Annotated in this window: 21 protein-coding genes; 12 read left to right on the forward strand and 9 right to left on the reverse strand. The window is 37.2% G+C overall.

Going from position 1 to position 23,395, the window contains the following annotated elements; genetic code table 11:
• Positions 1-12 precede the first annotated feature (12 nt).
• From ACR30L_RS06110 to ACR30L_RS06120, 3 genes are all read left to right on the forward strand, one after another.
• A complete protein-coding gene (locus tag ACR30L_RS06110) occupies positions 13-516 on the forward strand; it encodes a TRAP transporter small permease subunit (protein WP_435237147.1) in 504 nt (167 codons plus the stop codon).
• Between the two features lie 12 nt (positions 517-528).
• On the forward strand, positions 529-1,821 hold the full coding sequence (locus ACR30L_RS06115; RefSeq protein ID WP_435237148.1) for a TRAP transporter large permease: 1,293 nt from the start codon (positions 529-531) through the stop codon (positions 1,819-1,821).
• A gap of 239 nt (positions 1,822-2,060) precedes the next feature.
• Entirely contained in the window at positions 2,061-3,023 is a 963-nt protein-coding gene (locus tag ACR30L_RS06120) for a choice-of-anchor A family protein (RefSeq protein WP_435237149.1), read from the forward strand.
• 83 nt (positions 3,024-3,106) lie between these two features.
• Here the strand turns inward: ACR30L_RS06120 and ACR30L_RS06125 are convergent, their stop codons facing one another.
• Positions 3,107-4,429 (reverse strand): Na+/H+ antiporter family protein, encoded by a 1,323-nt coding sequence (locus tag ACR30L_RS06125; RefSeq protein WP_435237877.1) that lies wholly within the window; start codon positions 4,427-4,429, stop codon positions 3,107-3,109.
• 157 nt (positions 4,430-4,586) lie between these two features.
• Here ACR30L_RS06125 and flgJ point away from each other — a divergent pair, with 157 nt between their 5' ends.
• From flgJ to ACR30L_RS06145, 4 genes are all read left to right on the forward strand, one after another.
• Entirely contained in the window at positions 4,587-5,636 is a 1,050-nt protein-coding gene (gene flgJ / locus ACR30L_RS06130) for a flagellar assembly peptidoglycan hydrolase FlgJ (RefSeq protein ID WP_435237150.1), read from the forward strand.
• Positions 5,629-7,737: a flagellar hook-associated protein FlgK gene (gene flgK / locus ACR30L_RS06135; RefSeq protein ID WP_435237151.1), complete on the forward strand. Its 2,109-nt coding sequence runs from the start codon at positions 5,629-5,631 to the stop codon at positions 7,735-7,737. Before flgJ ends, flgK begins: the two co-directional genes overlap by 8 nt.
• A gap of 170 nt (positions 7,738-7,907) precedes the next feature.
• On the forward strand, positions 7,908-9,416 hold the full coding sequence (gene flgL / locus ACR30L_RS06140) for a flagellar hook-associated protein FlgL (protein WP_435237152.1): 1,509 nt from the start codon (positions 7,908-7,910) through the stop codon (positions 9,414-9,416).
• Between the two features lie 261 nt (positions 9,417-9,677).
• Positions 9,678-11,627 (forward strand): flagellin, encoded by a 1,950-nt coding sequence (locus ACR30L_RS06145; RefSeq protein ID WP_435237153.1) that lies wholly within the window; start codon positions 9,678-9,680, stop codon positions 11,625-11,627.
• A gap of 106 nt (positions 11,628-11,733) precedes the next feature.
• Here ACR30L_RS06145 and rrtA read toward each other — a convergent pair whose 3' ends face one another.
• Positions 11,734-12,318, reverse strand: a complete 585-nt coding sequence (gene rrtA, locus ACR30L_RS06150; protein WP_435237154.1) for a rhombosortase — start codon at positions 12,316-12,318, stop codon at positions 11,734-11,736.
• Positions 12,319-12,340: 22 nt separating this feature from the next.
• Here rrtA and ACR30L_RS06155 point away from each other — a divergent pair, with 22 nt between their 5' ends.
• Both ACR30L_RS06155 and arfB read left to right on the forward strand, forming a co-directional pair.
• Positions 12,341-12,937, forward strand: coding sequence for a tRNA-uridine aminocarboxypropyltransferase (locus tag ACR30L_RS06155; RefSeq protein ID WP_435237155.1), 597 nt, complete (start codon positions 12,341-12,343; stop codon positions 12,935-12,937).
• A gap of 18 nt (positions 12,938-12,955) precedes the next feature.
• Complete coding sequence (gene arfB, locus ACR30L_RS06160) at positions 12,956-13,375, forward strand: alternative ribosome rescue aminoacyl-tRNA hydrolase ArfB (protein WP_435237156.1); 420 nt, start codon at positions 12,956-12,958, stop codon at positions 13,373-13,375.
• 76 nt (positions 13,376-13,451) lie between these two features.
• Here arfB and ACR30L_RS06165 read toward each other — a convergent pair whose 3' ends face one another.
• The 6 genes from ACR30L_RS06165 to queC all read right to left on the reverse strand — a co-directional run bounded on the left by ACR30L_RS06165 (position 13,452) and on the right by queC (position 20,469).
• Positions 13,452-14,483, reverse strand: coding sequence for a GGDEF domain-containing protein (locus ACR30L_RS06165; protein WP_435237157.1), 1,032 nt, complete (start codon positions 14,481-14,483; stop codon positions 13,452-13,454).
• Positions 14,484-14,848: 365 nt separating this feature from the next.
• Positions 14,849-15,652 carry a hypothetical protein gene (locus ACR30L_RS06170; RefSeq protein ID WP_435237158.1) on the reverse strand — a complete coding sequence of 268 codons (804 nt, stop codon included), beginning with the start codon at positions 15,650-15,652 and terminating at the stop codon, positions 14,849-14,851.
• A 370-nt stretch (positions 15,653-16,022) separates the two neighbouring features.
• A complete protein-coding gene (locus ACR30L_RS06175; protein ID WP_435237159.1) occupies positions 16,023-16,862 on the reverse strand; it encodes an ABC transporter ATP-binding protein in 840 nt (279 codons plus the stop codon).
• A gap of 34 nt (positions 16,863-16,896) precedes the next feature.
• Positions 16,897-17,892, reverse strand: coding sequence for an ABC transporter permease (locus ACR30L_RS06180; RefSeq protein WP_435237160.1), 996 nt, complete (start codon positions 17,890-17,892; stop codon positions 16,897-16,899).
• A gap of 84 nt (positions 17,893-17,976) precedes the next feature.
• The gene (locus ACR30L_RS06185; RefSeq protein ID WP_435237161.1) at positions 17,977-19,362 is read right to left on the reverse strand and encodes a CmpA/NrtA family ABC transporter substrate-binding protein; all 1,386 of its coding nucleotides are present in this window, start codon (positions 19,360-19,362) and stop codon (positions 17,977-17,979) included.
• A gap of 444 nt (positions 19,363-19,806) precedes the next feature.
• Positions 19,807-20,469, reverse strand: coding sequence for a 7-cyano-7-deazaguanine synthase QueC (gene queC, locus ACR30L_RS06190; RefSeq protein WP_435237162.1), 663 nt, complete (start codon positions 20,467-20,469; stop codon positions 19,807-19,809).
• Between the two features lie 139 nt (positions 20,470-20,608).
• Here queC and queE point away from each other — a divergent pair, with 139 nt between their 5' ends.
• The 3 genes from queE (at position 20,609) to sfsA (ending at position 22,861) form a co-directional block, all read left to right on the forward strand.
• Positions 20,609-21,286 (forward strand): 7-carboxy-7-deazaguanine synthase QueE, encoded by a 678-nt coding sequence (gene queE, locus ACR30L_RS06195; RefSeq protein WP_435237163.1) that lies wholly within the window; start codon positions 20,609-20,611, stop codon positions 21,284-21,286.
• Between the two features lie 179 nt (positions 21,287-21,465).
• Complete coding sequence (locus tag ACR30L_RS06200) at positions 21,466-21,744, forward strand: hypothetical protein (RefSeq protein WP_435237164.1); 279 nt, start codon at positions 21,466-21,468, stop codon at positions 21,742-21,744.
• 433 nt (positions 21,745-22,177) lie between these two features.
• Positions 22,178-22,861: a DNA/RNA nuclease SfsA gene (sfsA, locus tag ACR30L_RS06205; RefSeq protein WP_435237878.1), complete on the forward strand. Its 684-nt coding sequence runs from the start codon at positions 22,178-22,180 to the stop codon at positions 22,859-22,861.
• Here the strand turns inward: sfsA and ACR30L_RS06210 are convergent.
• Entirely contained in the window at positions 22,841-23,236 is a 396-nt protein-coding gene (locus tag ACR30L_RS06210; RefSeq protein ID WP_435237165.1) for a hypothetical protein, read from the reverse strand. The genes sfsA and ACR30L_RS06210 overlap by 21 nt on opposite strands.
• Positions 23,237-23,395: the final 159 nt, after the last annotated feature.

Here is a 23,395-nt window from a genome sequence, read left to right on the forward strand (position 1 = left end):
AGGGACAAAATTATGGAACGTCTTCAAAAAGTTCTTGATCGTTTTTCCGATATATTTGGAAGAATATCGATAATGCTGCTTATCTTGCTTCTATTAAATGTTTTTTACGATGTGATTGCTCGGTATTTTTTTAAGTCGAGTTCGATAGGAATGCAAGAGATGGAATGGCATTTATTTGCTTCAATGTTTTTGATAGGGATTGCCTACACCTTAAAAGAAGAAGGGCATGTTCGTGTCGATGTCTTATATGAAAAGTTCAGTGAGAAAAAACAAGCCTGGGTTAATGTACTTGGCTGTATTTTTTTCTTATTTCCCTTTGTGGGATTGATTATGTGGTTTGGTTATGGATTTGCCTTCGAAGCCTATGATTTAGGCGAAATGAGTGGGGATCCCGGCGGATTAAAATATCGCTGGATCATTAAGTCAATGATACCTCTTTCTGCACTGATGTTGGCAATTAGTGGTCTGGGTTTTTTACTTAAAAACATTATGAGCATTCGAAAACTTAAAGATTAAAAGGAATTTCTAATGATTGGAATTATCATGTTTATTGTTGCCTTGCTGATGCTGCTAACTGGTTTTCCGGTTGCATTTGTTTTTGGTGGTGTTGCACTTATTTTTGGTGTTTTTTCCGAGGGATTAGACTTATTTGCATTTATGCCATACCGAATTATGAGCATTATGGAAAACTCTGTGATGATGGCCGTGCCGATGTTTATTTTTATGGGGAATGTCTTACAAAAAACCAAACTTGCAGAACAATTACTCGAAGCAATGGGGGAATTATTTGGAAGAGTGCGAGGTGGTGTTGCTGTTTCTACGATTCTAGTCGGCTCGCTATTGGCGGCTTCGACAGGTGTGGTGGGGGCATCGGTTGTTGCAATGGGCGTTATCTCTTTACCTGTTATGCTTAAGTACAATTACGATAAAAAATTATCAACGGGTGTTATTTGTGCATCTGGAACACTAGGGCAAATTATTCCTCCTTCCATTATTTTAATTATTTTGGGAGATGTTATGGGTGTGCCAGTCGGGGATTTATTTAAGTCAGCCCTGTTACCAAGCGCTATTTTAGTGGGACTGTTTATTTTATATGTGTTGGCTTATGCTTTTTTTAAACCTGAAGCAGCGCCTGCTTTGCCGGAATCCGCTGTCAAAGAAAGCAGTCTGGTGTCTTGTTGGCGAGCATTTAAGGCCATTGCACCGCCCTTAACGTTAATTATTGCCGTGTTAGGTTCTATTTTTTATGGTATTGCAACGCCAACCGAGTCATCGGCAATAGGTGGAGTCGGAGCGATTGTATTAGCTATCGTGTATGGTCAATTTTCTTGGAAAATAATTTGGGAAGCAGCATCAGATACGGTTAAAGTGACGGCAATGGTATTTGCGATTTTTGTTGGGGCAACAGCCTTTTCAATGGTTTTTTCTTACACGGGCGGTGAGGAAATTATTGAGGACTTGATGTTAAGCCTTCCGGGGGAAAAATGGGGATTTTTAATTATCTCAATGCTGGTTATTTTAGTCTTGGGTTTCTTTATCGATTTTGTCGAAATATCTTTTATAGTTGTGCCGTTGTTATATCCGATAGCCGAGTTACTTGGGATTGATTTGACTTGGTTTGCGATATTAATTGCAATGAATTTGCAAACCTCATTCTTAACACCTCCCTTTGGCTTTAGTCTGTTTTATCTTAAGGGGGTTGCACCGCCGGGAATTAAAACAATGGATATTTACAAAGGCGTTATTCCTTTTATTTTATTACAAATTTTAGTATTGGGATCAATATTACTCTTCCCTAGTTTTTATGGGTTTGCTTTGTAAATAAATGATAAAGGCTTTTCTGATTAATTAATATCATACAGAGTTGTTATTATTTTAATGTAATTAATAGGAAATAAACCTTACTTTTTAAGGTGTTAAATGGTTTTCTATTTACCGGCTAAATATATCATGTTAAAAATTTGTTGCGTTTGAATTTTATACAAGTATTCTACGCAGCCAATTTGGTATTAGCTGGGGTAAAAATTGCCATACCAATTTATTTGTGAGGAGAGTGAAAGGTGAAAAAACGTTATAGTTTGTTAATAAGCACGGTTTTATTAGGCATGGGGTATTCCTCCGCAAGTATTGCAACAGCGATTGATCTTGGTGCTGCTAGTGATTATAACGTGTTTGTTAAAGATTCTTTTACTGCTGTTTATAGTGACGTTGAAGGCAGGGTTGCAGCTGGTGGAGATGTATCCGTTACTGGTTATAGTATTAATCTTGCAAATAGTGCTCTCGCATCTTCCGATACAATACCCGCGTTGGTTGTTGGTGGTGATCTTAATGTGAATAGCGCGCAGGTCTATGGCAATGTTTATGTGGAAGGCGATTATAATGCAACGCAAAGCTTTAATATTGTCGATGGTAGTGTCAATTCTACAGGTGTTTCTGGTGTTGATTTTGAATCTGCGTTTTCTAGTCTGGCACAATTATCGGGAGATTTAAGTTCATTTTCTGCAAATAGTACGGCAATCGATAAATGGTCAACACAATATCTTACTGGTACAGGCAGTAATAATGAGCAGGGGGATGTTCATATTTTTTCGCTTGATTCAAGTGACTTTAATTATAGTAATTATTTATTATCTGGTATTGATGCTGGTGATACGATTGTATTTAATGTGGCCGGTGACAATATATCGACGGGTTGGGGAAACTTAGCCGGTTCAGATTTCTCATTATCTGATCTTTCAGCAAATATTATTTATAATTTTTATGAAGCTGATTTCATTACTTTAACTGCTGCGATGTATGGTTCAATACTTGCGCCTATGGCAGATATTTATTCTAATTATGGTGTGATTGAAGGACAAGTTATTGCAAATTCGTGGACGGGAAGCTTTCAAGTAAATGATAATTCATTCGTTTCATATGTCGCTAGCAGTTCAAATTCAGTGTCAGTTTCTGCACCAACTAGCATGGCATTTTTGTTATTAGGATTATTGACGATTACAATGCGCCGTACCTTTAGAAAATAAGTAACCTTCTTTCAATCCCTTTCTATGTTATTTGTTATTGAGATCAAACCCGTCAGTAAACGACAGGTTTGATCTTTAGCAAATTATAACGTCATTGCCGCAATCCAACCGAATACAATTAACGGTAGATTATAATGTATAAAAGTTGGAACAACAGAATCCCAAATATGGTCATGATTACCATCACTATTTAATCCAGATGTTGGACCTAGGGTTGAGTCAGAGGCTGGAGATCCTGCATCTCCTAGTGCAGCGGCGGTGCCGACTAGTGCGATAGTTGCCATTGGTGAAAATCCAAAGGAAACGGCAAGTGGTACATAGATAGTCGCGATAATTGGAATAGTCGAGAAAGACGAACCAATCCCCATGGTTACTAGTAGACCAACGATTAACATTAATAACGCAGCGAGTGGTTTATTCTCACCAATCGATGTCGATAACATCGACACTAATGTTTCAACACTGCCCGTTGCTTTCATAACAGCAGCAAAACCTGCAGCGGCAATCATAATAAAACCAATCATTGCCATCATATGAACACCCTTAGTAAATACATCTTGGGTTTCTTTCATTTTGATAACGCCACCCAGTGTAAAAACAAGAAAACCGGCAAGTGCACCGATAATCATAGAGCCTGATGATAGTTGAGCGGCTAATGTCGCAACAATGGCAATAGCAGCGACAATTATATGGCGTTTATCTAATTGTTTCACTTCAGATGTCGTTATTTCTGGGGCTGCTTGTGGGTAATCACGTGGTTTGCGGTAACTAATAAAGACTGCGATTAATAGTCCCGTTACCATACCAAGTGCAGGTAAGATCATCGCCATTGGTACTTGGCTTGCCGTCACATCAAGACCATTATCATGAAGATTTTTTAGTAGAATGTTATGTAAGAATATTCCCCCGAAACCAACTGGTAGCGCCATATAAGGCGTCACAAGGCCAAAGGTCAATACACAGGCAACGAGTCTTCTATCTAATCGTAATTTAGCAAATACGCTTAATAAAGGCGGGATTAAGATAGGAATAAAAGCAATATGCACGGGAATCACGTTTTGTGATGAAATTGCCATCAAACCAATTAAGCCTAATACAAAATATTTTATAACATTAGTAAGGTTATCTGGGTGCTTACCGTTAATTCGTTTAATAATGGTCTGAGCTAGCAAATCGGTAATCCCCGATTTAGAAATAGCCACGGCAAAAGCACCTAACATAGCGTAACTCAAAGCAATAGTCGCTCCACCACCCAAGCCCCCTTCAAAGGCACTGACCGTATCGCCAATTGACATACCTGCCGTTAATCCACCGACTAATGCGCTTAGTGTTAATGCCACGACAACATTAATACGCATGAGTGAAAGGGCAAGCATTACGCATACCGAGACTAAAACCGGGTTGATCATAGAAAATCCTTACAAATTGAGTTGATAAAAAAGGTGCATCTTACCTAACTCATATTTTTAAGAAAGCGATTTGATCAAAAAATAATAGTTACTATAGAAAGTAATGGCACTTTTTTTGCTTTATTAATATTGTGAATAATAAATGGGGCTGAAAATGGCAAATCAAGTGCTGACAGAAGCAAGTAATTACTTTGATTTACAAGGGTTAGACCAATTGCGTCAAAAAGCCCAAGGTAATAGTAAGGAATCGATCCGTGAAGTCGCTAATCAATTCGAATCGATGTTTGCGAGCATGTTGATTAAATCAATGCGTCAAACCAATGAAGCCTTTGAAACAGATAGCCCATTTAATAATAAAAATACTAAGTTTTATACGGATATGCAGGATCAACAGTTAGCCCTTGATATCAGTCGGCATGGTTCATTAGGACTTGCGGATGCGCTGGTTAGGCAGTTAGATCCTAGTGCAATCGCGGCACCTAAATCGGTTCCTGAAGATCAATTGTCCATGTCTAATACAAATGCGAGTCAGGCATTTGATTTATCTGGAAATAAAGAGGTTAAAGACTTTATCAAACCGGACCAAGTTACTAGTAACGCCGAATTTACGACACCGAAAAGAGTGCGCTCGGTTAAGGTCGCCATTGATACGGATGCGAACAAAGTTAATAAGGGAGTTGAACTCTCTTTAAATAATAATAAACAGCCTGAATTTACAGATAAGAAATCATTTATAGAAACATTGTTACCTTACGCCAAAAAAACGGCACAAGCTTTAGGCGTTTCCCCTGTTGTATTAATTGCACAATCGGCATTGGAGACTGGCTGGGGTAAAAAAATTATTAATCGTGTGGATAAACAAAGTAGTTTAAATCTTTTTAATATCAAAGCACACAGAAGCTGGCAGGGTGATAAGGTTGCTAAAAATAGTTTAGAAGTGGAAAACGGAGTGGGGATTAAACGTGTTTCTAATTTTAGAGCTTATAACAGTTTAGCCGAGAGTTTTGAGGATTATGGGCGATTTATTACCACTAATAAACGGTATAAACCTGCATTACAGCAAAATGATGGTGATCATCGTTATATCGAAGAATTACAAAATGCAGGTTATGCAACGGATCCTAAATACGCAGATAAAATAAAATCAATTATGCGTGATGATGCGTTTAAAGAAGCGTTAGCAAAAGGAAATATCAATGGCTGATATGTTTCAAGTTGGTTTATCCGGAATACGTTCATCGCAAGCAAGCTTGACGACAACCGGACACAATATTGCCAATATTAATACCGAAGGTTACTCTCGCCAAAATGTTGAAGTTGAAGCCGCTTATGCAAATCGTCACGGCCGAAACTTTATTGGTCAAGGCGCAGTCATCACAAGTATTGAACGTGCCTATGATCAGTTCGCATTTACTGACAATATTAAAAATACATCTCAATTGGGTTACGCCAAAGAGGTATTTCAACAAAATAGTCAATTAGACTCTGTTTTATCGAATGAAGATACCAGCGTTACTAAGCCTGTATTAGCAGTATTTGAAGCTGCAAATGGCATTGCAGATCATCCTAATATGTTGGAATCGCGTCAGGTCTTTCTTGAATCTGCGGTGAATATGGTGAATCAATACCATCGTATTTACGATAACTTAGAAGTTCAACATGCTGGTATTAATAGCGATATTAGTAATACTGCAAAAACGATTACGACTTTGGCTAAAAATATTGCTTCGTTAAATGAACAAATATCAGCGCAAGTTTTAAATGGTACGGAAAGTAATGCCAACGACTTAATGGATCAACGTGGTCAGAAAATAACCGAGTTAAGCAAGCTGGTGGATGTGTCTGCTATTGATGTTGGTCATGGCATGGTGAATGTTTATATTGGTAGTGGCCAATCTATTGTTATGAAAGACAAGTCCGTTGATATCGTTGCCGTGAATAATAGTGCTGAACCACGTAATAAAGATTTAGCAATCAAGGTTAATGAACATATTGTTAAGCTTGATGGAAGTCGCTTAGGCGGCAAAGTATCGGCAATGTATGATACGCGGGATCATGACCTTGAGCCTGCATTTAATCAATTAGGCCAAAATATTATTGGTTTAACGCACTCCATTAATGAACAACAAAAACAAGGTCAGACCCTTGATGGAAAAATCGGTGAAGCGTTATTTAATGATGTCAATTCTGAGGTCAGTATGCGTAATCGTGTACTGTCACACAATGACGGTCTAGGGACCGCTCAGTTAAGTTTACGCATTGATGATTTATCAAAGTTAACACCCGATAATTATGAACTAGTTGTAAATGATTATATTGCTGGTCCACCTGAGTCAATTGGTTTTAATGTGACGAATAAAACCACTGGGCAGACACAAACATTAGGTCCTGTTGATTTAGGGAAAACAAGAAGAATCGATATTCCTAATTCGGGTTTAAGTATTGGGCTAGATGCGATAGTGGGTGATGATCCGCTACGTGAAGGTAAAACATTTACCTTAAGACCAACACGGTTTGCCGCACAAGAAGTTGAATTACAACATCAAGAAGCCTCAAAAATAGCGGCAGCGGATGCTGAAATTAAAGCGGTGCCTAGCGAGGGTAATAATGGTAATGCAATCGTACGTGTTAGTGAGATTAATAATAAAAATGATCCGCTATATATGGATCCCAATAGTCCATTACAAATAGCGGTCAGAGATAATGTTGATGGTGTAATTACCTACGATATTATTGATAAAAATGGTCAGCCAGTGGTGTTACCAGCTGGTTCTGAAAATAAATTTCAACGTGCCGTTCCGGTCGGTAGCGAAGCAACTGTTTCACCTGATTTTTCCGTGGGAGAACCACTAACCGGATTAACTTTGAAAACCGATTTATTAACCGGAAAAGCGAATATTTCACTTGCAGGTATTGAGGTTGAACTAAGTGGGCAAGTCGCTGCTGGTGATCAATTTACGCTTAATTATAACGAAACGGGTCGTGGTGATAACCGTAATATAATGAAAATAGCACATTTGCAAACCCAAAAAGTCATGAACAATAATAAAGCGACCTTTCAAGATGTTTATAGTGGCATGCTGTCAGAAATTGGGGCAAAAACGGCTAATGCAGATGTATCGATGCAATCTGCTGAAATATTACAGAAACAATCTTTTGAGCGTATACAAAGTAATAGTGGTGTCAATATGGATGAGGAAGCTGCTAACATGTTGAAATTTCAACAACACTATAGTGCCGCTGCACGTGTTATAAGTATCGCTTCTGAGTTGTTCGACACCATACTGCAAGCTTCTCGTCCTTAATAGTTAGAGCATTGAATTAATGAGTTGTTTAATTGCCGAAACTAGGAACTCGATAATTTAGGTGATGACTACCGAGTATTTCCTTCAGTCTTAAATAAAACGGTACAGTTTTTGCATTTAGTATTCTTAATTGAGTTTAACCACTCATTAAGCACGCAAGAGAGGCAAGTATGCGCATTTCCACCCCAGTCTTTTATAATCGAAATACCGATACGGTTGTGTCTCAGCAAAATAAACTGAGCGATCAAAATCTACATTTGTCGAGCCAAAAAAGAGTGATGAAAGGTTCCGATGATGCCGTGGCTATTTCGACAATTCAACGTTTAAAACAAGATTTATCGATTGGTGATCAATATATTGAAAATGGTGAATTGGCAGCAACGGCAAATGGCTTAGAAGAAACGGCGTTAACGCAAGTCACAACTTTACTACAACGTTCTCGGGAGTTATTAGTCACCGTTGGGAATACCACTTATAATGCAGAAAACCGTGAAGCCGTAGCCAAAGAGTTAGAAGCAATTCGTAATGAAATGATGGGCGTGGCAAATACTAAAGATGGTAACAGCCAATACATTTTTTCTGGTTTTGAGGTGGATACACAACCATTTCAACGTAATGAATTTGGCAGTATTGATTACCATGGGGATAACGGTAATAAATCATTTAAGGTTGGAGCCGGTGTCTATGTGCAGGGGAATGATTCGGGTCATTCTGTATTTGTTGATGTGCCTGAAGGAAATGGTACTTTTGTATCTGAAGCAAATAATGCGAATGTCGGTTCAGGGGTAATTGACGAAGCTTCCGTGATTGATAATAAACGCGCCAATGGTTTTTTAAATGAAGATTATACGGTCTCAATTAGTCAATTTTCTGAAGGTGACGATCCTAAGTATGCTGTTTATGGTTTAAAGGAGCAGGAAGTTGCCGGTAATGCGCATGTTAAAGTGACTAAAATAGATGTAAACAATCCAAGTTTTTCTAGTGTGGATCCAGCCTATGCGCATCCGGAACTAAATAGTGATATAAAAATTCAATTTTTAGCCACGGCCGAGCCTAATAAATTCGAAATACAAATTAATGGACAATCTTCAACTCCTACTATTTATGATGCTTCAAATGGGAATAAACAAGCAATCAATGTGAACGGTATTGCCATTGAAGTTGATGGAATACCTGCCCCAGCAGACCAATACAGATTAACTAAATATATTGAACCGACTTTATACCAAGAAGGACAATCGATTGAGTTTAACGGAATTAAAACTGAGATTAAGGGGGAGGTAAAAGACCTTGATAATTTCACTTTACGTCAAAGCGGTAACAAAGATGTATTTTCTACCATCCAGGATAGTATCGACGCATTAAGAATGCCTGGCGAAGATCCGACTGATAAGGCACAGCGAGAAATTCGTCTCGATATGTCCCGTCATCAAATTGACAATACGATGAAAAACATCTCGAATATCAGAACTTCAGTGGGTGCACGTATGCGTACTATTGATAATCAACATGAATCAACACAAGATTTTAAGTTAACGACACAAACCACATTATCTAATCTGGAAGATTTAGATATGGCATCGGCAATTAGTGAGTTTTCTATGCAGAAAAACTTGCTAGATGTTACCCAGCAGACGTTTGTTAAATTACAGGATCTGAGTTTATTTAAATTAATATAAAAAAGATCATGAAAACCGGAAATAAAAGGGGCAATTCGTTGCCTCTTTTTTTTTACCGGAAATTTCCTTCGTTAAAGCGTCATAAATATTTGTGATTAATTTTGTTATATATAGTTAAGTTGTTGTAATTATTGTGTTTATTTGTTTTCCTGAAAGTTGGCATAGAAATCGCTTAATAAACATCGAGAGTAAAATTTGACGGCGACTAAAAAGTTGTCGATTTCCCCTAAAAGGGATAACAAAGAAATTAAGGAGTAAATTATGCCGCAGATGATTAATACAAATATTATGTCGTTAAATGCGCAACGTCAGTTAAATAAAAGTCAACTTACGCAAAATGAAGCTATGGAACGTTTATCAAGTGGTTTACGTATTAATAGTGCAAAAGACGATGCTGCAGGTTTAGCGATTGCAACGGGTATGCAATCTCAAATTACCGGTATTAACCAAGCCGTTCGTAACTCAAATGACGGTATTTCAATGGCGCAAACAGCAGAGGGTGCTATGGATGAGATGACCAACATACTTCAACGTATGCGTGAGTTATCCGTTCAATCTGCCAATGATACAAATTCATCATCAAACCGTGGATCAATCCAAAAAGAGGTTGACCAGCTTTATGATGAATTAGACCGAATTGCAAGTGTTACTCAATTTAATGGTGCCAATATTCTAGATGGCAGTGCGGGCAGCACAACCTTACAAATCGGCGCAAATTCAGGAGAAACACTTAGTTTCTCAATTGATTCTGTTACGACAGAAGATCTTAACCTTAATGCTGTTTCAGGACTAGGTGATTTAAATGGTGGTCGTGTTTCTGGTACACCACCACTTGATGGTGAAGTGGCTATAAATGGTATTGATATTGATCAAGCGAGTTCCGGCAGTGCAGATGATATTGCCGCTTCAATCAATACAAAACAAGGGTTAACGGGAGTCACTGCAAGTGCTTATAACGTACTTGAAGGTTCTGCTGGCATTGATGGTACAACTGACGGTACATTAACGATTGATGTGGATAATACAGGTCCAATTACTATTGCACCGACGTCTGATCCACAATCACTAGTCGATACCATTAACCGTGATGTAGGTGGTGTAACAGCATCTTTAAACAGTAAAGGTGGGTTAATTCTTAGCAATGATACGGGTAAATCAATTGCAGTCACTGGTGGTGCGCAAGTTGGTTTAAATGATGATACTTACCAAGGTTACATTGCATTAAACAGTGCAGATGGCGAGTCCGTTGAAGTTGGTATGGGTTCTGCCGCTACATCTACCCCTGATACCGTACAAGATATGGGCTTTAATATCAGTACTGGATCCGATGTTATTAGTGGTGGTGGCGTTAATCAAAATGCGATTACTGCCAATGACGGTATTGAAATAAATGGTGTTGAACTCGGTGACGTTTCTGGTAGCTCAGCGGCAGAAAAAGCGTTTGCAATTAATGAATTATCAGCCCAAACCGGTGTGAGTGCTTCTGCACAAACCCAAGTTGAATATTCTGTTAATGTTAGCAATATGGCCTCTGAAGGTGCAGGCAATTTCAGTGTTAATGGTGCTGCGATTGATATGTCAGGTGTAACGACTGTTGATCAGATTGTGACTAATATTAATGCGTCTGGTATTCAAGGTGTAGTTGCTTCTGCAAATGAAGATACAGGGAAACTGGTATTAACATCGCAATCGGGTGCTGATGTAAATGTAAAAACTGGTGGCGCAGCTGTTTTTGATGTTGATACATCAGCGGGTGTTACGACACGTGGTGCGATTACCTTAACAGGTGAAGATGGTCGTGATGTTACGATTAAAAGTACCGCAACATCTCAAGCAGGCCAGGAAGCTGCATTTGATAAACTTGGTTTAACTGATATGGGCGGTAATAACGGCGCAGTTGGGAAAGGGCTTAGCGTTACTTCTGCAGCCAATGCAAGTAACTCAATTGACCGTATTGATGACGCCTTGAACAAGATTTCTGATTCTCGTGCAAACCTCGGTGCGATTCAAAACCGTTTGGGATCAACCATTTCTAACTTAGAAAATGTTTCTCAAAACCTATCTGCCGCTAAATCACGTATTTATGACGCTGATTTTGCAGCTGAAACGTCGAAAATGAGTAAAGCGCAGATCTTGCAACAGGCTGGTACATCTATGTTATCGCAGGCAAACGCAAGTACGCAAAATGTATTGTCGTTACTACAAGGGTAAAGTAGCAGCAAGACATAACAAGTTGATTTAACGATCAACGGTTACAGGTAAAATGGGTGAAACTTTCTTTGGTTTTTACTCTCATTTTCTCCGATGTATCACCCATTTAAAGGTAGCTTTTGCTACCTTTTTCTTTTTTTAATAACCAAGTAATACCGTAAAACAGTAAGCCAGCTATTGCGCCATAAAGATGAGCATCGACAAGGACTGGCGCATTAATAAGTTTGATGGTCGTTTCTTGCGCACCATAAAACTGTTCATAGGCAATTTTAATCGCAATACCAGCACCCAGTAGGTAGCCCCAGGGATCTTTATTATTTATATCGTTGGCTACACCATAGCAAAAAAGTCCATGCAACACTCCCGATAAGCCCACATACCAAATAACCGTTGGTTCGAATAAAAATAATGCGAGACCTATAAATAAACTATTAAAAATAATAATAGGAAGAATATTGGTGGCTTTAAATGTATCGATAAATAACAATAGGGTGATAATTAACCCGGCGATATTCATTATCAGATGATTAAAGTTAGTATGGCAAAAAGTGGCACTAATTAGCCGCCAAAGTTCGAATTGTGCGATACCTGTGTGATAATATGCCAGCACTTGACTGGCTTGTGGCTCAAATAGATAAATAATAAAAGTTGCCAACAGTACAAGAATAGTTTCAATAATAAGAGAACGCATTAATTTTCCAAATGGAGGTATTATGGGTAAGCGCGCCATTTGTCACGCTTGTTTAAAGGCATTACCTGCATGTATTTGTAAAACGATAAAATCTATCGATAATCAGCATTTTATACATATTCTACAAGATCCGAGTGAAGAAAAAAAAGCCATTGGTACTGCTCGCATTTTAGATTTATCTCTAACGCGTGTGCAAATAACCGTTGGTGAGTGTTTTGACGCAAGTTTATTTGATTTGGATAACTGTTTTCTTGTTTTTCCGGATCCAACAGCAATCCCAGCATCGGAGTTTGTTGATAAAGAAAATATTACGATTAATAAACGTAGTCAATTTATTTTACTCGATGGTAGTTGGAAAAAAGCCTTCAAATTACTAATGTGTAATCCATTTTTACAGTCCTTGCCAAAAGTAATGATTAATGTTGAAGGAAAAAGCACTTATCGAATTAGAAAATCGCCACGTGATGACGGTTTGTCGACAGTTGAAGCCGGTTATTATCTACTTTCTCAATTAGAAAATGATAATGATAAGTTTCTTCCATTATTAAAAAGTTTTGATTATATGATTGATTATCAGATATCTCGGATACCGGCTGATGTTTACCAAAAAAATTATTAGACAATAAGGATTAATATCGTGCCATTGAGGATTTCAAATGCCATAGAGATTGCCGATTGGCAGTTAGAGTTAACTGCAATTCGTGCACAGGGCGCTGGTGGACAAAATGTAAATAAAGTATCGAGTGCTATTCATCTACGATTTGATATTAATGCCTCAACATTACCGCCGTTTTATAAAGAACGGTTATTAAAGCTATCAGATAGCCGTATCACTAGTGATGGTATTATTATCATAAAAGCACAAAAACATAGGACTCAAGAGAAAAATAGGGAAGATGCTTTATTGCGTTTAAAAGAGTTAATTACTTCTGCGGTGGTGGTACAAAAAGCGCGCCGTGCTACAAAGGCAACAAAGGGATCACAGCGTCGAAGAATGGATAAAAAAACACAGCGTGGTCAGACTAAAAATTTGCGTAGTAAAAAAATAGATTATTAGAGGGAACCGATTATTTTACCTGCAGAAGATATTTATTACTCTGCCTGCAGGTACATTTACTTCTTAGACTATGATGTTAAAACATTCCGCCATCGATATCGATTGAACCTTTAAATCGAGATTTTTTTGCTTTAGTTTCAGGTTCTTTCTTTTCAACTTTTTTGTCTTTTGAGGTATTAAAGAAATCATCAATATCAAGTCTGAACATTTTCTTTTTAGCTGGTTTTGGCGCCTCGTCAATGTCTAGTGCTAACGCATCATCTACATTTAATGTGGGCTCTTTATCATTACTTTCATTTTCACTGGTAATAATTTTTTCAATTTCAGTGGATTCTTTTTTATCAATTTCATCGATTTCTGGTATATCGATATTATCTAGCTCTGACGCAACTGGTTTGTTGGTACTTTGTACTTCTTTTGTTTCGGTAATTGGTTTTTCTATTACTGGCGCAGATGCTACTTCTTGTGCAGCGGGCTCTACTTGATTTTCTGGGAAGTGACCAAAGACTTTATTCCGGCCGGATTCTTTTGCATTATGGAGTGCATTATTGGTTAATTTCATGAGCATTTGCATCGATTTAGGATGCATACTTGAAACACCAATACTCAGGGTCACTATTTTGCTTATTTTAGAATATTTATGTTCAGTGTTTGACTTTTCAACGGCTTGACGAAGATTTTCTGCTACTTCAGCTATTTTTTCTGGATTGCCGCCTTTGATTAAAATAGCGAATTCTTCTTTGTCGTATTGAGCAAGAAAGTAGCCATTTTCTTCACAAATATTTTTTAGTGCTAAGGCAATAACAAGCAACATAAACGATGCACCTTGTTGCCCGTAGTTGTCATGGTATTCTTTAAAAAAGTCTATTTCACAAACTAAAACGGATAATAACTCTTTATTGGCGCTTGCCTCATTCCATTGTTGAGAAAATTGTTTATCAAAAGCGTTGCGATCAGCGATATTCATTTGTGACATTACTTGTCTAAATGCAGCAGCCCCTGTGTCATTTTGCTTGTAGGTTTCCATATCAACGATCCCTTTTTTATTTAATCCAGCATCGACATTTTCCGAGTTAGCAATTTTTTTATTTCGCGTATTATGTTGCATCACTTGTTCCTTTAAATACCAACCGTAATGGGTGTTAATAATAGGGTGGTTTACTTATTAGTTTATATTTACCTGTACTAGAAGTCATTCTACTATCTAGTGATTTTTAATTTTTATTACACATACACCGTTTTAATTGGAGGTCATTTGTTGTAATACAGGACTCATTTATTTACTAAACCTATTGTAACCTTTAATAAAATTAGTTCATACAATATCCTTACTAGAACGGGCGTAACTTGCCAGTGTTCACATTTTTACGCTTTTTTGTGGGTAATTTGTTTTTTTAGATTGTATCGAATTTGTTTTTGGGAATGGCTTGTTGCTAGAGAAGATGGTGCAATGACTACTTGAATAATTTTGTGTTAATTTAACTCAAAATTATTCAAGTAGTCATCTGATTTACTCAGTAAATCATCAATTACAACGGTAGCAAGATTAAAAAATTTCTCTGCCGGTATATTGATAGAAGGGTTAATTATTTCATTGTTCACTGTGCTTAAGAATTCTACAATCAACGAGTTATCAAAGGGTTGATTGGGTTTCTTTAAAAAATCGTTAACACAGACCTGTAAATAGTTAAGGTGAATAAGCTGTATATTACTGGCCTTTTGAGCTGCGGCGATACTTGTGCCAATCGCCCGTATTTGGCCTATATTTTCGGCTGTAATTAATAATTGTGACCAGATGAAGTCGACATTTTTTAAGTTTTTAGAAAAGAGCCCGCGTAAATCATGTTGTTCGGCACAATATTCAATTAATTTAAGTAGATTGATAATTAAATTACAGTGCTGCCTAAAGTTATGTTCACTTTCATAATTATTATAATTATTAAGTAGGCGTTTCCAGTGATCTTTGATGCCTAACCACATTAAATTATTTTTGAGCCATTCCTCTTCTGAGTCAATTTGTTGAATCTGATTATTAATTTTTTCCTCTAGAGGAGTGATTCGCTTCAATAATATATCGCCGCCATTCAGGTAAGCTGTTGTTAATCCACGATGCTGTTGTAATAACGTTAATATGGTTCTGTAATTTTTAAGTATATTAAGTCCCTCTAGCTGCTTTTTTTTATTTGTTTCTTGCACATGCAAATGATTTAAATAAAAAAACAGAAAGCTAAGTACAGATAATACTATTGTAATTAAAAGTAGGTTAAAAAGTGCCATTTACAGCAACCTTATAGTTTATAACGGGTATATATTTTGTTTGATAATTCGGATTGTGCATTATTATTGTTAATTTTAAGTTGAGCGTATGTTAAATAGTACATATTAAGTTAGTTAAAATGAAGCTAATCTTGTTATAAGTGAAATTAATTTTATTGAATGTTGGTGTATTTTTGTGCAAATCGAATCACCGGGATTTGCTCAAAAAATTATTCTGTTAACAAGTCCGTCTTTTTACTCAACATACTTTCTATACCCATTACCATTCAATAAGTAAAAATGCATTTTGATTGGTAATGGGTAGCGATAAACGTTTAGTTGTTTCTTATCGCTGTCTCTTTCTGAGTTTTATTTAGTATAAGAATCGTGGTTAAACCTTTACTGCTTGGCTTTTTTCCTGAGCCACTGTTTTAGTTTTGATATTTTCAACTTTACGCTGTTTTTCATAGAGGAAAGTTAGTACTTCTGATCTTAATCGATTGTATTCAGGATCCTTTGATAAACTTAATCTATCGCGAGGACGTGGTAGGTTGACCGGTAATATTTCCCCCACTGTTGCAGCTGGACCATTGGTCATCATTACAATGCGGTCCGAGAGTAAAACTGCTTCGTCAACATCGTGGGTAATCATAATGACCGTGTTATTTAGTTCGTTTTGAATTTCCATTAATGAATCTTGCATATGTGCACGGGTTAATGCATCTAGCGCTCCAAAGGGTTCATCCATCAATAATACTTCTGGTTGCATTGCGAGTGCGCGCGCAATACCAACACGTTGCTTCATCCCACCTGAGATTTCACTCGGACGTTTGTGCATCGCGTGGTCCATATGAACAAGTGCAAGGTTATGTTCGATCCACTCTTTCATTTCTGCTTTATTCATTTTACCAGTGAATACTTCATTAACGGCTAATTCAACATTTTGATAAGCAGTTAACCAGGGAAGGAGAGAATGGTTTTGAAATACAACTGCGCGCTCTGGTCCTGGTTCAGTGACTTCTTTATTGCCTAAAATAACACCACCTTTACTGGCTTTATATAATCCAGCGACGACATTTAATACGGTTGATTTTCCACAACCAGAGTGTCCAATTAGCGAAACAAATTCACCTTTTTTTATTTGTAAACTAACATCCTTTAGTGCGGTAAAGTCGCCAGAAGGTGTTGGGAAAACCATATCAATATGGCTGATATCAAGTAATGTGCTCATTGTAAAATCCTTTAATCTATTATTGATGGCTTAATTAAACGGTTGTTGTTGATTTATCCCATGATGCAAAACGTTGTAGTTGCAACATACCTCGGTCAAGCACAAAGCCAATTAGTCCAATGACTATTACTGCCGCCATAATACGAGCCAGTGAGTCGGAGCTACCATTTTGAAATTCATCCCAAACAAATTTTCCAAGACCAGGGTTTTGGGCCAGCATTTCTGCTGCAATTAAAACCATCCACGCGACACCAAATGAAAGGCGCATACCGGTAAATATCATTGGTACTGAAGCGGGTAATACAATTTTTTGAATATGTTTATGCATTGGTAAACGTAAGACGCGACTGACATTATTCAAATCGTCATCCAAAGATGAAACGCCGATTGAAGTGTTAATGACCATTGGCCATAGACTACATAGAGTCACGGTTAATAGAGAATTTACGAAGGATTTAGAAACCAAGGGATCGTCAGAAACATATAGGGCACTAACAACCATGGTGACCAGTGGTAACCAAGCAAGTGGAGAGACGGGTTTAAATACTTGTATTATTGGATTAATGGCTGCATTTAAGTTTTTACTGAGTCCTGTTGCTATACCAAGAGGAATCGCAATAATTGCAGCTAATAAAAAACCAGCGGTGACCGTAAATAGACTTGTTATAATTTGGTCAAAAAAGGTTTCTTTACCGGTGTATTTACGTATTTTAGGTTCGTAGCTAGGGTCTGCTTCAACACGAGCGGCATTCCTTGCTTCTTGGCGGTCATAAAATTTATCGGCTTTTTCACGTTCAGTCACATGTTCATGATAAAGAGAGTTAAATTGTTGAAATACTGCATTTGGCCCAGGGAAATCACCTAGGGAAGTATGAATATTTTTTGCGGTCATTGACCAAAGCATTAAAAATACAAGAATTCCGATCACTGGCAATAAAATTACTTTACGCAGAGAGTGAAAATATTTTGCGAAATTAACATTCGTTGATGGTGCGGAAGTTAATTTATTTGATAGTGAAGAAATACTCATTATTAAAAATCCTTATAGAATGATTTTTCGTCAGTAATAGGTTTATTGATTAACGGGCACTGAAATAAGTACCCGTATTGATATTTACAACTTGTCTGCTTTCTTTAGGCCAATCGAAAATTGGTCAATATAGGCGTTTGGTGTGTTACCGTCATACACTAAGTCATCAATGAAGTGAGTTTGTGGAGGGCGGAAACCAGTTTCTGAGCCGAAGTCAGGGAAGTCCGCTGCATTCGCTAGTTTCTCATCAATTAAGGATTGTGCGGCTTGTTGATAAATGTCTGGGCGGTATACTTTCTTCGCTAGATCTTTGTACCATTCATCACTTTTTTGTTCAGATATTTGTCCCCAACGGCGCATTTGCGTTAAGTACCAAATAGCATCTGAATAGTATGGGTAGGTTGCGTTATGTCTGAAAAATACATTGAAATCAGGCACATCACGTTTATCACCTTTTTCGTATTCAAAGGTCCCGGTCATACTGTTAGCGATAACATCATAATCGGCACCGACATAATTTGACTGTGATAATATTTTTACCGCTTCAGGACGATTAGCATTGTTATTTTCATCTAACCAAATTGCCGCACGAATTAATGCGCGAGTTAAACGAATCGTAGTATTTGGATATTTTTCAGCAAAGTCAGCGGTTAAGCCGAATACTTTTTCAGGATTGTTTTTCCATATTTCGTAATCCGTTACCACGGGAACACCAATACCTTTAAATACCGCTTGTTGGTTCCAAGGTTCACCCACACAGTACCCATAAATAGTGCCAGCCTCTAAAGTGGAAGGCATTTGTGGTGGTGGCGTAACAGACAGAATCGCATCGGCATCAATATGCCCACTTGTATCGCCCTTGTGGGGTGCGTAGTAACCCGGGTGGATACCGCCTGCAGCTAGCCAATAACGAAGTTCATAGTTGTGCGTTGATACAGGGAAAACCATGCCCATATTGAAAGGTTTACCTTGGTCTTTATAGGACTGAATAACAGGTTTAAGTGAGTCAGCTTTGATGGGATGAACAGGGCGACCGTCTGCTTGTTTAGGGATATTGGGTTTCATTTGTTTCCAAATATCATTAGAAACAGTGATTGCATTACCATTAAGATCCATTGAAAAAGGAGTGATGATATGTGCTTGAGTACCAAATCCCATTGTTGCAGCAATAGGTTGTCCGGCTAACATATGTGCACCGTCTAAACTGCCATCGATTAAACCATTCAATAAAACTTTCCAATTCGCCTGAGCTTCAATCGTGACGTACAAACCTTCATCTTCGAAGTAGCCATTTTCATAGGCAATTGCAATGGGAGCCATATCGGTCAATTTAATAAAGCCAAATTTCAATTCTTCCTTTTCAGGAAATCCCAATTTTTCCGCTTGAGCGAAAGAAATAACCGTCGCCGATAGTGCAATGCCGACAGCTAATTGTGTCGCGGCAAATTTAATAGGTTTGATCCAACTCATACTTAACATCCTTTTTGTGATAAAAATTTTAACAACCTGATTACAAAATTTTGTGTAACTCGTTAATTAGGTTTGCATTGACTAATGTTTAGCTAAATATGTTTTCATTACGATGGCGCTAACAATTAAACGGTGTTTATCAAGTTGTTAACATATGAATAACATATTTTACATTTAGCATTATGTGTGCCATATAAATTTTATGTATTTAAATCATGGGTTTGTTTGTTTTTGGTGAGGTGTTTGTTAATTGTTTCTGGTTTTAGTGCACTAATAAAGTTGTAAAAATGTGAACTTTGCACTGCAGGAGGGCACGTAAAATAATTATTTGTGAATGAATTTATAGGTATGTGTGATAACAGTGAAGAAAAAGAGGTTAAGTTGATAGGTTACTTCATGTTACCTCAACGAGTTTTGTTCTCGCTAAGGTGACATAGAGGTCAATTAATCTTCGTAGGGTATCGGATCCGTTACACCATTTTCAGCGAAGGCTTCAAGACGCTCAACGCACGAACCACATTGGCCACAGGCTTTTTCTCGACCGTTGTAACACGTCCAAGTTTTACTGTAATCAAGTCCCATTGCAAGGCCATCCTTTAAAATACCGATTTTATTGCTATTAAGGTACGGTGAGAAAATTTCTGTTTTTTCATAATTTGCAATGGCAGCAACATTATTCATTTTTTCAACAAATTCAGGGCGGCAATCAGGGTAGATGGCGTGATCTCCCGAATGTGCACCGTAGTACACTTGTTCTGCGCCAATCGATACGGCATAACCAATCGCTAACGATAGTAATATCATATTGCGATTTGGAACGACGGTAGATTTCATATTTTCTTCTTCATAGTGACCAAGCGCAACCTCAATTGAGCTATCGGTTAATGAAGAACCACCAATTAATTGATTGATAGCTGAAATATCAATGATTTTATGATTAACGCCGAGTTCTTTACATACATCCTTCGCGACTTCAATTTCTTTAATATGGCGTTGCCCATAGTCAAATGTTAATGCATAGGGGGTTAAACCTTGTTCGATGGCTTTATGTAGAACAGTGAAAGAATCCATTCCACCTGAATAAATAACAACGACTTTTTTGCTCATAATACTGATACTTCCTAATGTCTTGATTAATACCCGAATGATACAAAATACAGAGAAACTGTAAATTTGCATAGTGATGTCATTTCAGTGTATAAACCGGGCCTATTCAACCCAAAATTCAAAAGAGTATACTACGACAATGGCACAAAACTATAAAGTAAATGAACTGTTTCAAACCATTCAGGGAGAAGGAACCTATACTGGTGTCCCTGCTATTTTTATTCGTTTGCAAGGCTGTGATGTTGGTTGTAGTTGGTGTGACACCAAAAATACGTGGAATATTGATCCCGATAAACAAAAACCATTAAAGGCACTCTCTGACCACAGCGATCAATCTAGTTGTTGGGCAGCGGTGAGTGCTCAGGATATGCTCAATGAAATTAATCGGTTGAAGTATACTGCTAAATTGGTTGTGATAACCGGCGGTGAGCCATGTATGGTAGATTTGAATGAGTTAACCGAGTTACTACACGCCAATCATTTTCAAACTCAAATCGAAACCAGTGGTACTTATCCAATTTTAACTAATGAACAGACTTGGGTTACATTGTCGCCCAAAGTTAATATGCGTGGTGGAAAGGTGGTGCTTCAATCGGCATTGGAACGCGCCAATGAAATTAAGCATCCCGTTGGAAGGCAAAAAGACATAGATCAATTAGATGAATTATTAAAGCAGTTATCGTCAACTGAAGGGAAAACTATCTGTTTACAACCTATTTCACAACAGGCGAGTGCTACGGCGTTATGTAGCAGAGTTTGTATCGAACGAAATTGGCGTCTTTCCATTCAAATGCATAAATATTTAGGTATTGATTGATGACTCATGTTTATCGTGGATTAATTTTAGTCCACGATAAAAGCAATAAAGTGAATGTAATCTGAATATTAGCTTAAATACTTCTGATTTTATGCTCTATTAATAACCAGTTTCCCTTATAATTGCTCAAAAAGTGGTCTATAATGACTAGCTACTTATTTCTATTTAAGGAGCAAAAAATGAATCCCTCAATTGACATCATGTCACAACATCAAAATTCACAACCCATTCACAGTGACGTGATGGAAGTTAAATCTCATGTGCAACGTTTTAATGGCGAATGTATGTTGAATACAATTATGGTGGATGGCTATGATTGTCCATTTCAATACCGCCGTGAATTTAAATATAAAAACTTGGAAGGTAAGCAAGTTGATCTCTCCTATTATCCTGCCGTTGAAATGATTGCCGGTTTTGAAATGGAAATAATGAAAGTCGTTCACTTAAAAGTTCTGTAAATTTATTCTTAATCTCCCTGTATAATTAATTTCGATGATATGACTGCTATAAAGTGAATGAGCACCAGAAAAATATAGTAGGTCAACAAATTTTAGAATGAGCCACAGCAGCTGTTTAGTACGGCGAGTTGTATTGATTTAAAAATCTTAAATCGATAGTTTATTGAAACTTATCTCAGGTATATTTTTAACGTAATTATCTGTTTATTAGACTAAGTATTGTGACTCATTTTGGTTTTTTCTAGGCTTTTCATTACTCCATAACTTGGTTATGCTGTCGGCGATAATAGCAATTATTTATTAAATATGAATCTGCTATGCTTACGCGTTAATCGGAGTCTGATAGCGACTTTAGACTGTGATTACATGGTATTGCTGTGTGTGGATGATAATTAAATAACAAGATGAAAAGCATAAAAGAAAGGAAGTTAATATCTTACAGCGAGCCACTTTAATTAAACGTTATAAGCGTTTTTTAGCCGATATTGAATTAGAAAACGGTGAATTATTGACTATCTATTGTCCGAATACCGGCGCAATGACACATTGTGCTGATCCCGGTGACCAAGTTTGGTATAGCACTTCCAATAATCCGAAGCGAAAGTATCAATATACGTGGGAATTAACTTATACCCAAGCAGGGCATTGGATTTGTATTAATTCAGTGAAGGCAAATGCTTTTATTGAAAAGATGTTAAAGCATAACCAAATCCCTGAACTTGCTAGATATAATACGATTAAAGCAGAGGTGATGTATGGTAATGAAAATAGTCGTATTGATTTTTTACTAAGTGATAACAATAAACCCGATTGCTATGTTGAAGTTAAAAGTTGCACCTTACTTGAATCTCGTTTTGGTAAGGGGGCTGGTTTTTTTCCGGATGCAGTGAGTCAGCGTGGTCAAAAACATTTACGAGAATTAATTGAAATGAAGCAGCAAGGTTTTAGAAGTGTGCTTATTTTTGCTGTTTTACATACGGGCATTACATCTGTGCAAGCTGCAGAACATATTGATAAAAATTATGCGAAGTTATTTGAACAAGCCAAGCAGCAGGGGGTTGAAGTGCTATGTTGTTTTCCTAAATTTAAAGAGTCTTTATTTCAACGTATTGAGTAATCCTCTTGTATTTAACCATTGGTAAGCACTGTCTAAGTCATTGCAAAAAAACGTCTCAACATTGGTTAATACTTTATGGCTATTTTTCATGAGTGATTCTTTTAATGCTGTATTGCAGACTACGACTTCATAGCCTTGATTATTAATATTTGCCCATTGATTTAATTTATTGATTTCATCCCAACCATCAGGTGTAGACAATTCCCATTGCCTTAAATCAACTAAGCATGCCCATGGCGCATTATTTATTTTTTCAACAAGTTGCGTATATTCATTACTTAATCTGATTGTCGTTTCAATATTCCAACTATCAAAGCAAGTTACAATTAATGTTTGGCCAACTATTTTCATATCAAAATGGCCGTGCTCTTTCATCGTTAACTCCAGAATTTTTCCAATTATGTACGAGGGATATTATTAGCGTCTTATTAGCGTAGTTGTTTGCTAAAAATAATCTATATTCTGAGACAATTTTATTTATAAATGCATTCTATTGTATGGAATTTAAACAAACAAAATTTTAAAGTGCTTAAG

It is taken from the genome of Psychromonas saccharinae (assembly GCF_051201515.1).
GTDB lineage: Bacteria > Pseudomonadota > Gammaproteobacteria > Enterobacterales > Psychromonadaceae > Psychromonas.

Bases quoted from the DNA above. Each gene is read 5' to 3' on its own strand.
- ACR30L_RS06110 (WP_435237147.1), top strand. From the start codon at position 13: ATGGAACGTCTTCAAAAAGTTCTTGATCGTTTTTCCGATATATTTGGA.
- ACR30L_RS06115 (WP_435237148.1), top strand. From the start codon at position 529: ATGATTGGAATTATCATGTTTATTGTTGCCTTGCTGATGCTGCTAACT.
- flgJ (WP_435237150.1), top strand. From the start codon at position 4,587: ATGGCAAATCAAGTGCTGACAGAAGCAAGTAATTACTTTGATTTACAA.
- flgK (WP_435237151.1), top strand. From the start codon at position 5,629: ATGGCTGATATGTTTCAAGTTGGTTTATCCGGAATACGTTCATCGCAA.
- flgL (WP_435237152.1), top strand. From the start codon at position 7,908: ATGCGCATTTCCACCCCAGTCTTTTATAATCGAAATACCGATACGGTT.
- ACR30L_RS06145 (WP_435237153.1), top strand. From the start codon at position 9,678: ATGCCGCAGATGATTAATACAAATATTATGTCGTTAAATGCGCAACGT.
- rrtA (WP_435237154.1), bottom strand. From the start codon at position 12,318: ATGCGTTCTCTTATTATTGAAACTATTCTTGTACTGTTGGCAACTTTT.
- ACR30L_RS06155 (WP_435237155.1), top strand. From the start codon at position 12,341: ATGGGTAAGCGCGCCATTTGTCACGCTTGTTTAAAGGCATTACCTGCA.
- ACR30L_RS06165 (WP_435237157.1), bottom strand. From the start codon at position 14,483: ATGCAACATAATACGCGAAATAAAAAAATTGCTAACTCGGAAAATGTC.
- ACR30L_RS06170 (WP_435237158.1), bottom strand. From the start codon at position 15,652: ATGGCACTTTTTAACCTACTTTTAATTACAATAGTATTATCTGTACTT.
- ACR30L_RS06175 (WP_435237159.1), bottom strand. From the start codon at position 16,862: ATGAGCACATTACTTGATATCAGCCATATTGATATGGTTTTCCCAACA.
- ACR30L_RS06180 (WP_435237160.1), bottom strand. From the start codon at position 17,892: ATGAGTATTTCTTCACTATCAAATAAATTAACTTCCGCACCATCAACG.
- ACR30L_RS06185 (WP_435237161.1), bottom strand. From the start codon at position 19,362: ATGAGTTGGATCAAACCTATTAAATTTGCCGCGACACAATTAGCTGTC.
- queC (WP_435237162.1), bottom strand. From the start codon at position 20,469: ATGAGCAAAAAAGTCGTTGTTATTTATTCAGGTGGAATGGATTCTTTC.
- queE (WP_435237163.1), top strand. From the start codon at position 20,609: ATGGCACAAAACTATAAAGTAAATGAACTGTTTCAAACCATTCAGGGA.
- ACR30L_RS06200 (WP_435237164.1), top strand. From the start codon at position 21,466: ATGAATCCCTCAATTGACATCATGTCACAACATCAAAATTCACAACCC.
- ACR30L_RS06210 (WP_435237165.1), bottom strand. From the start codon at position 23,236: ATGAAAGAGCACGGCCATTTTGATATGAAAATAGTTGGCCAAACATTA.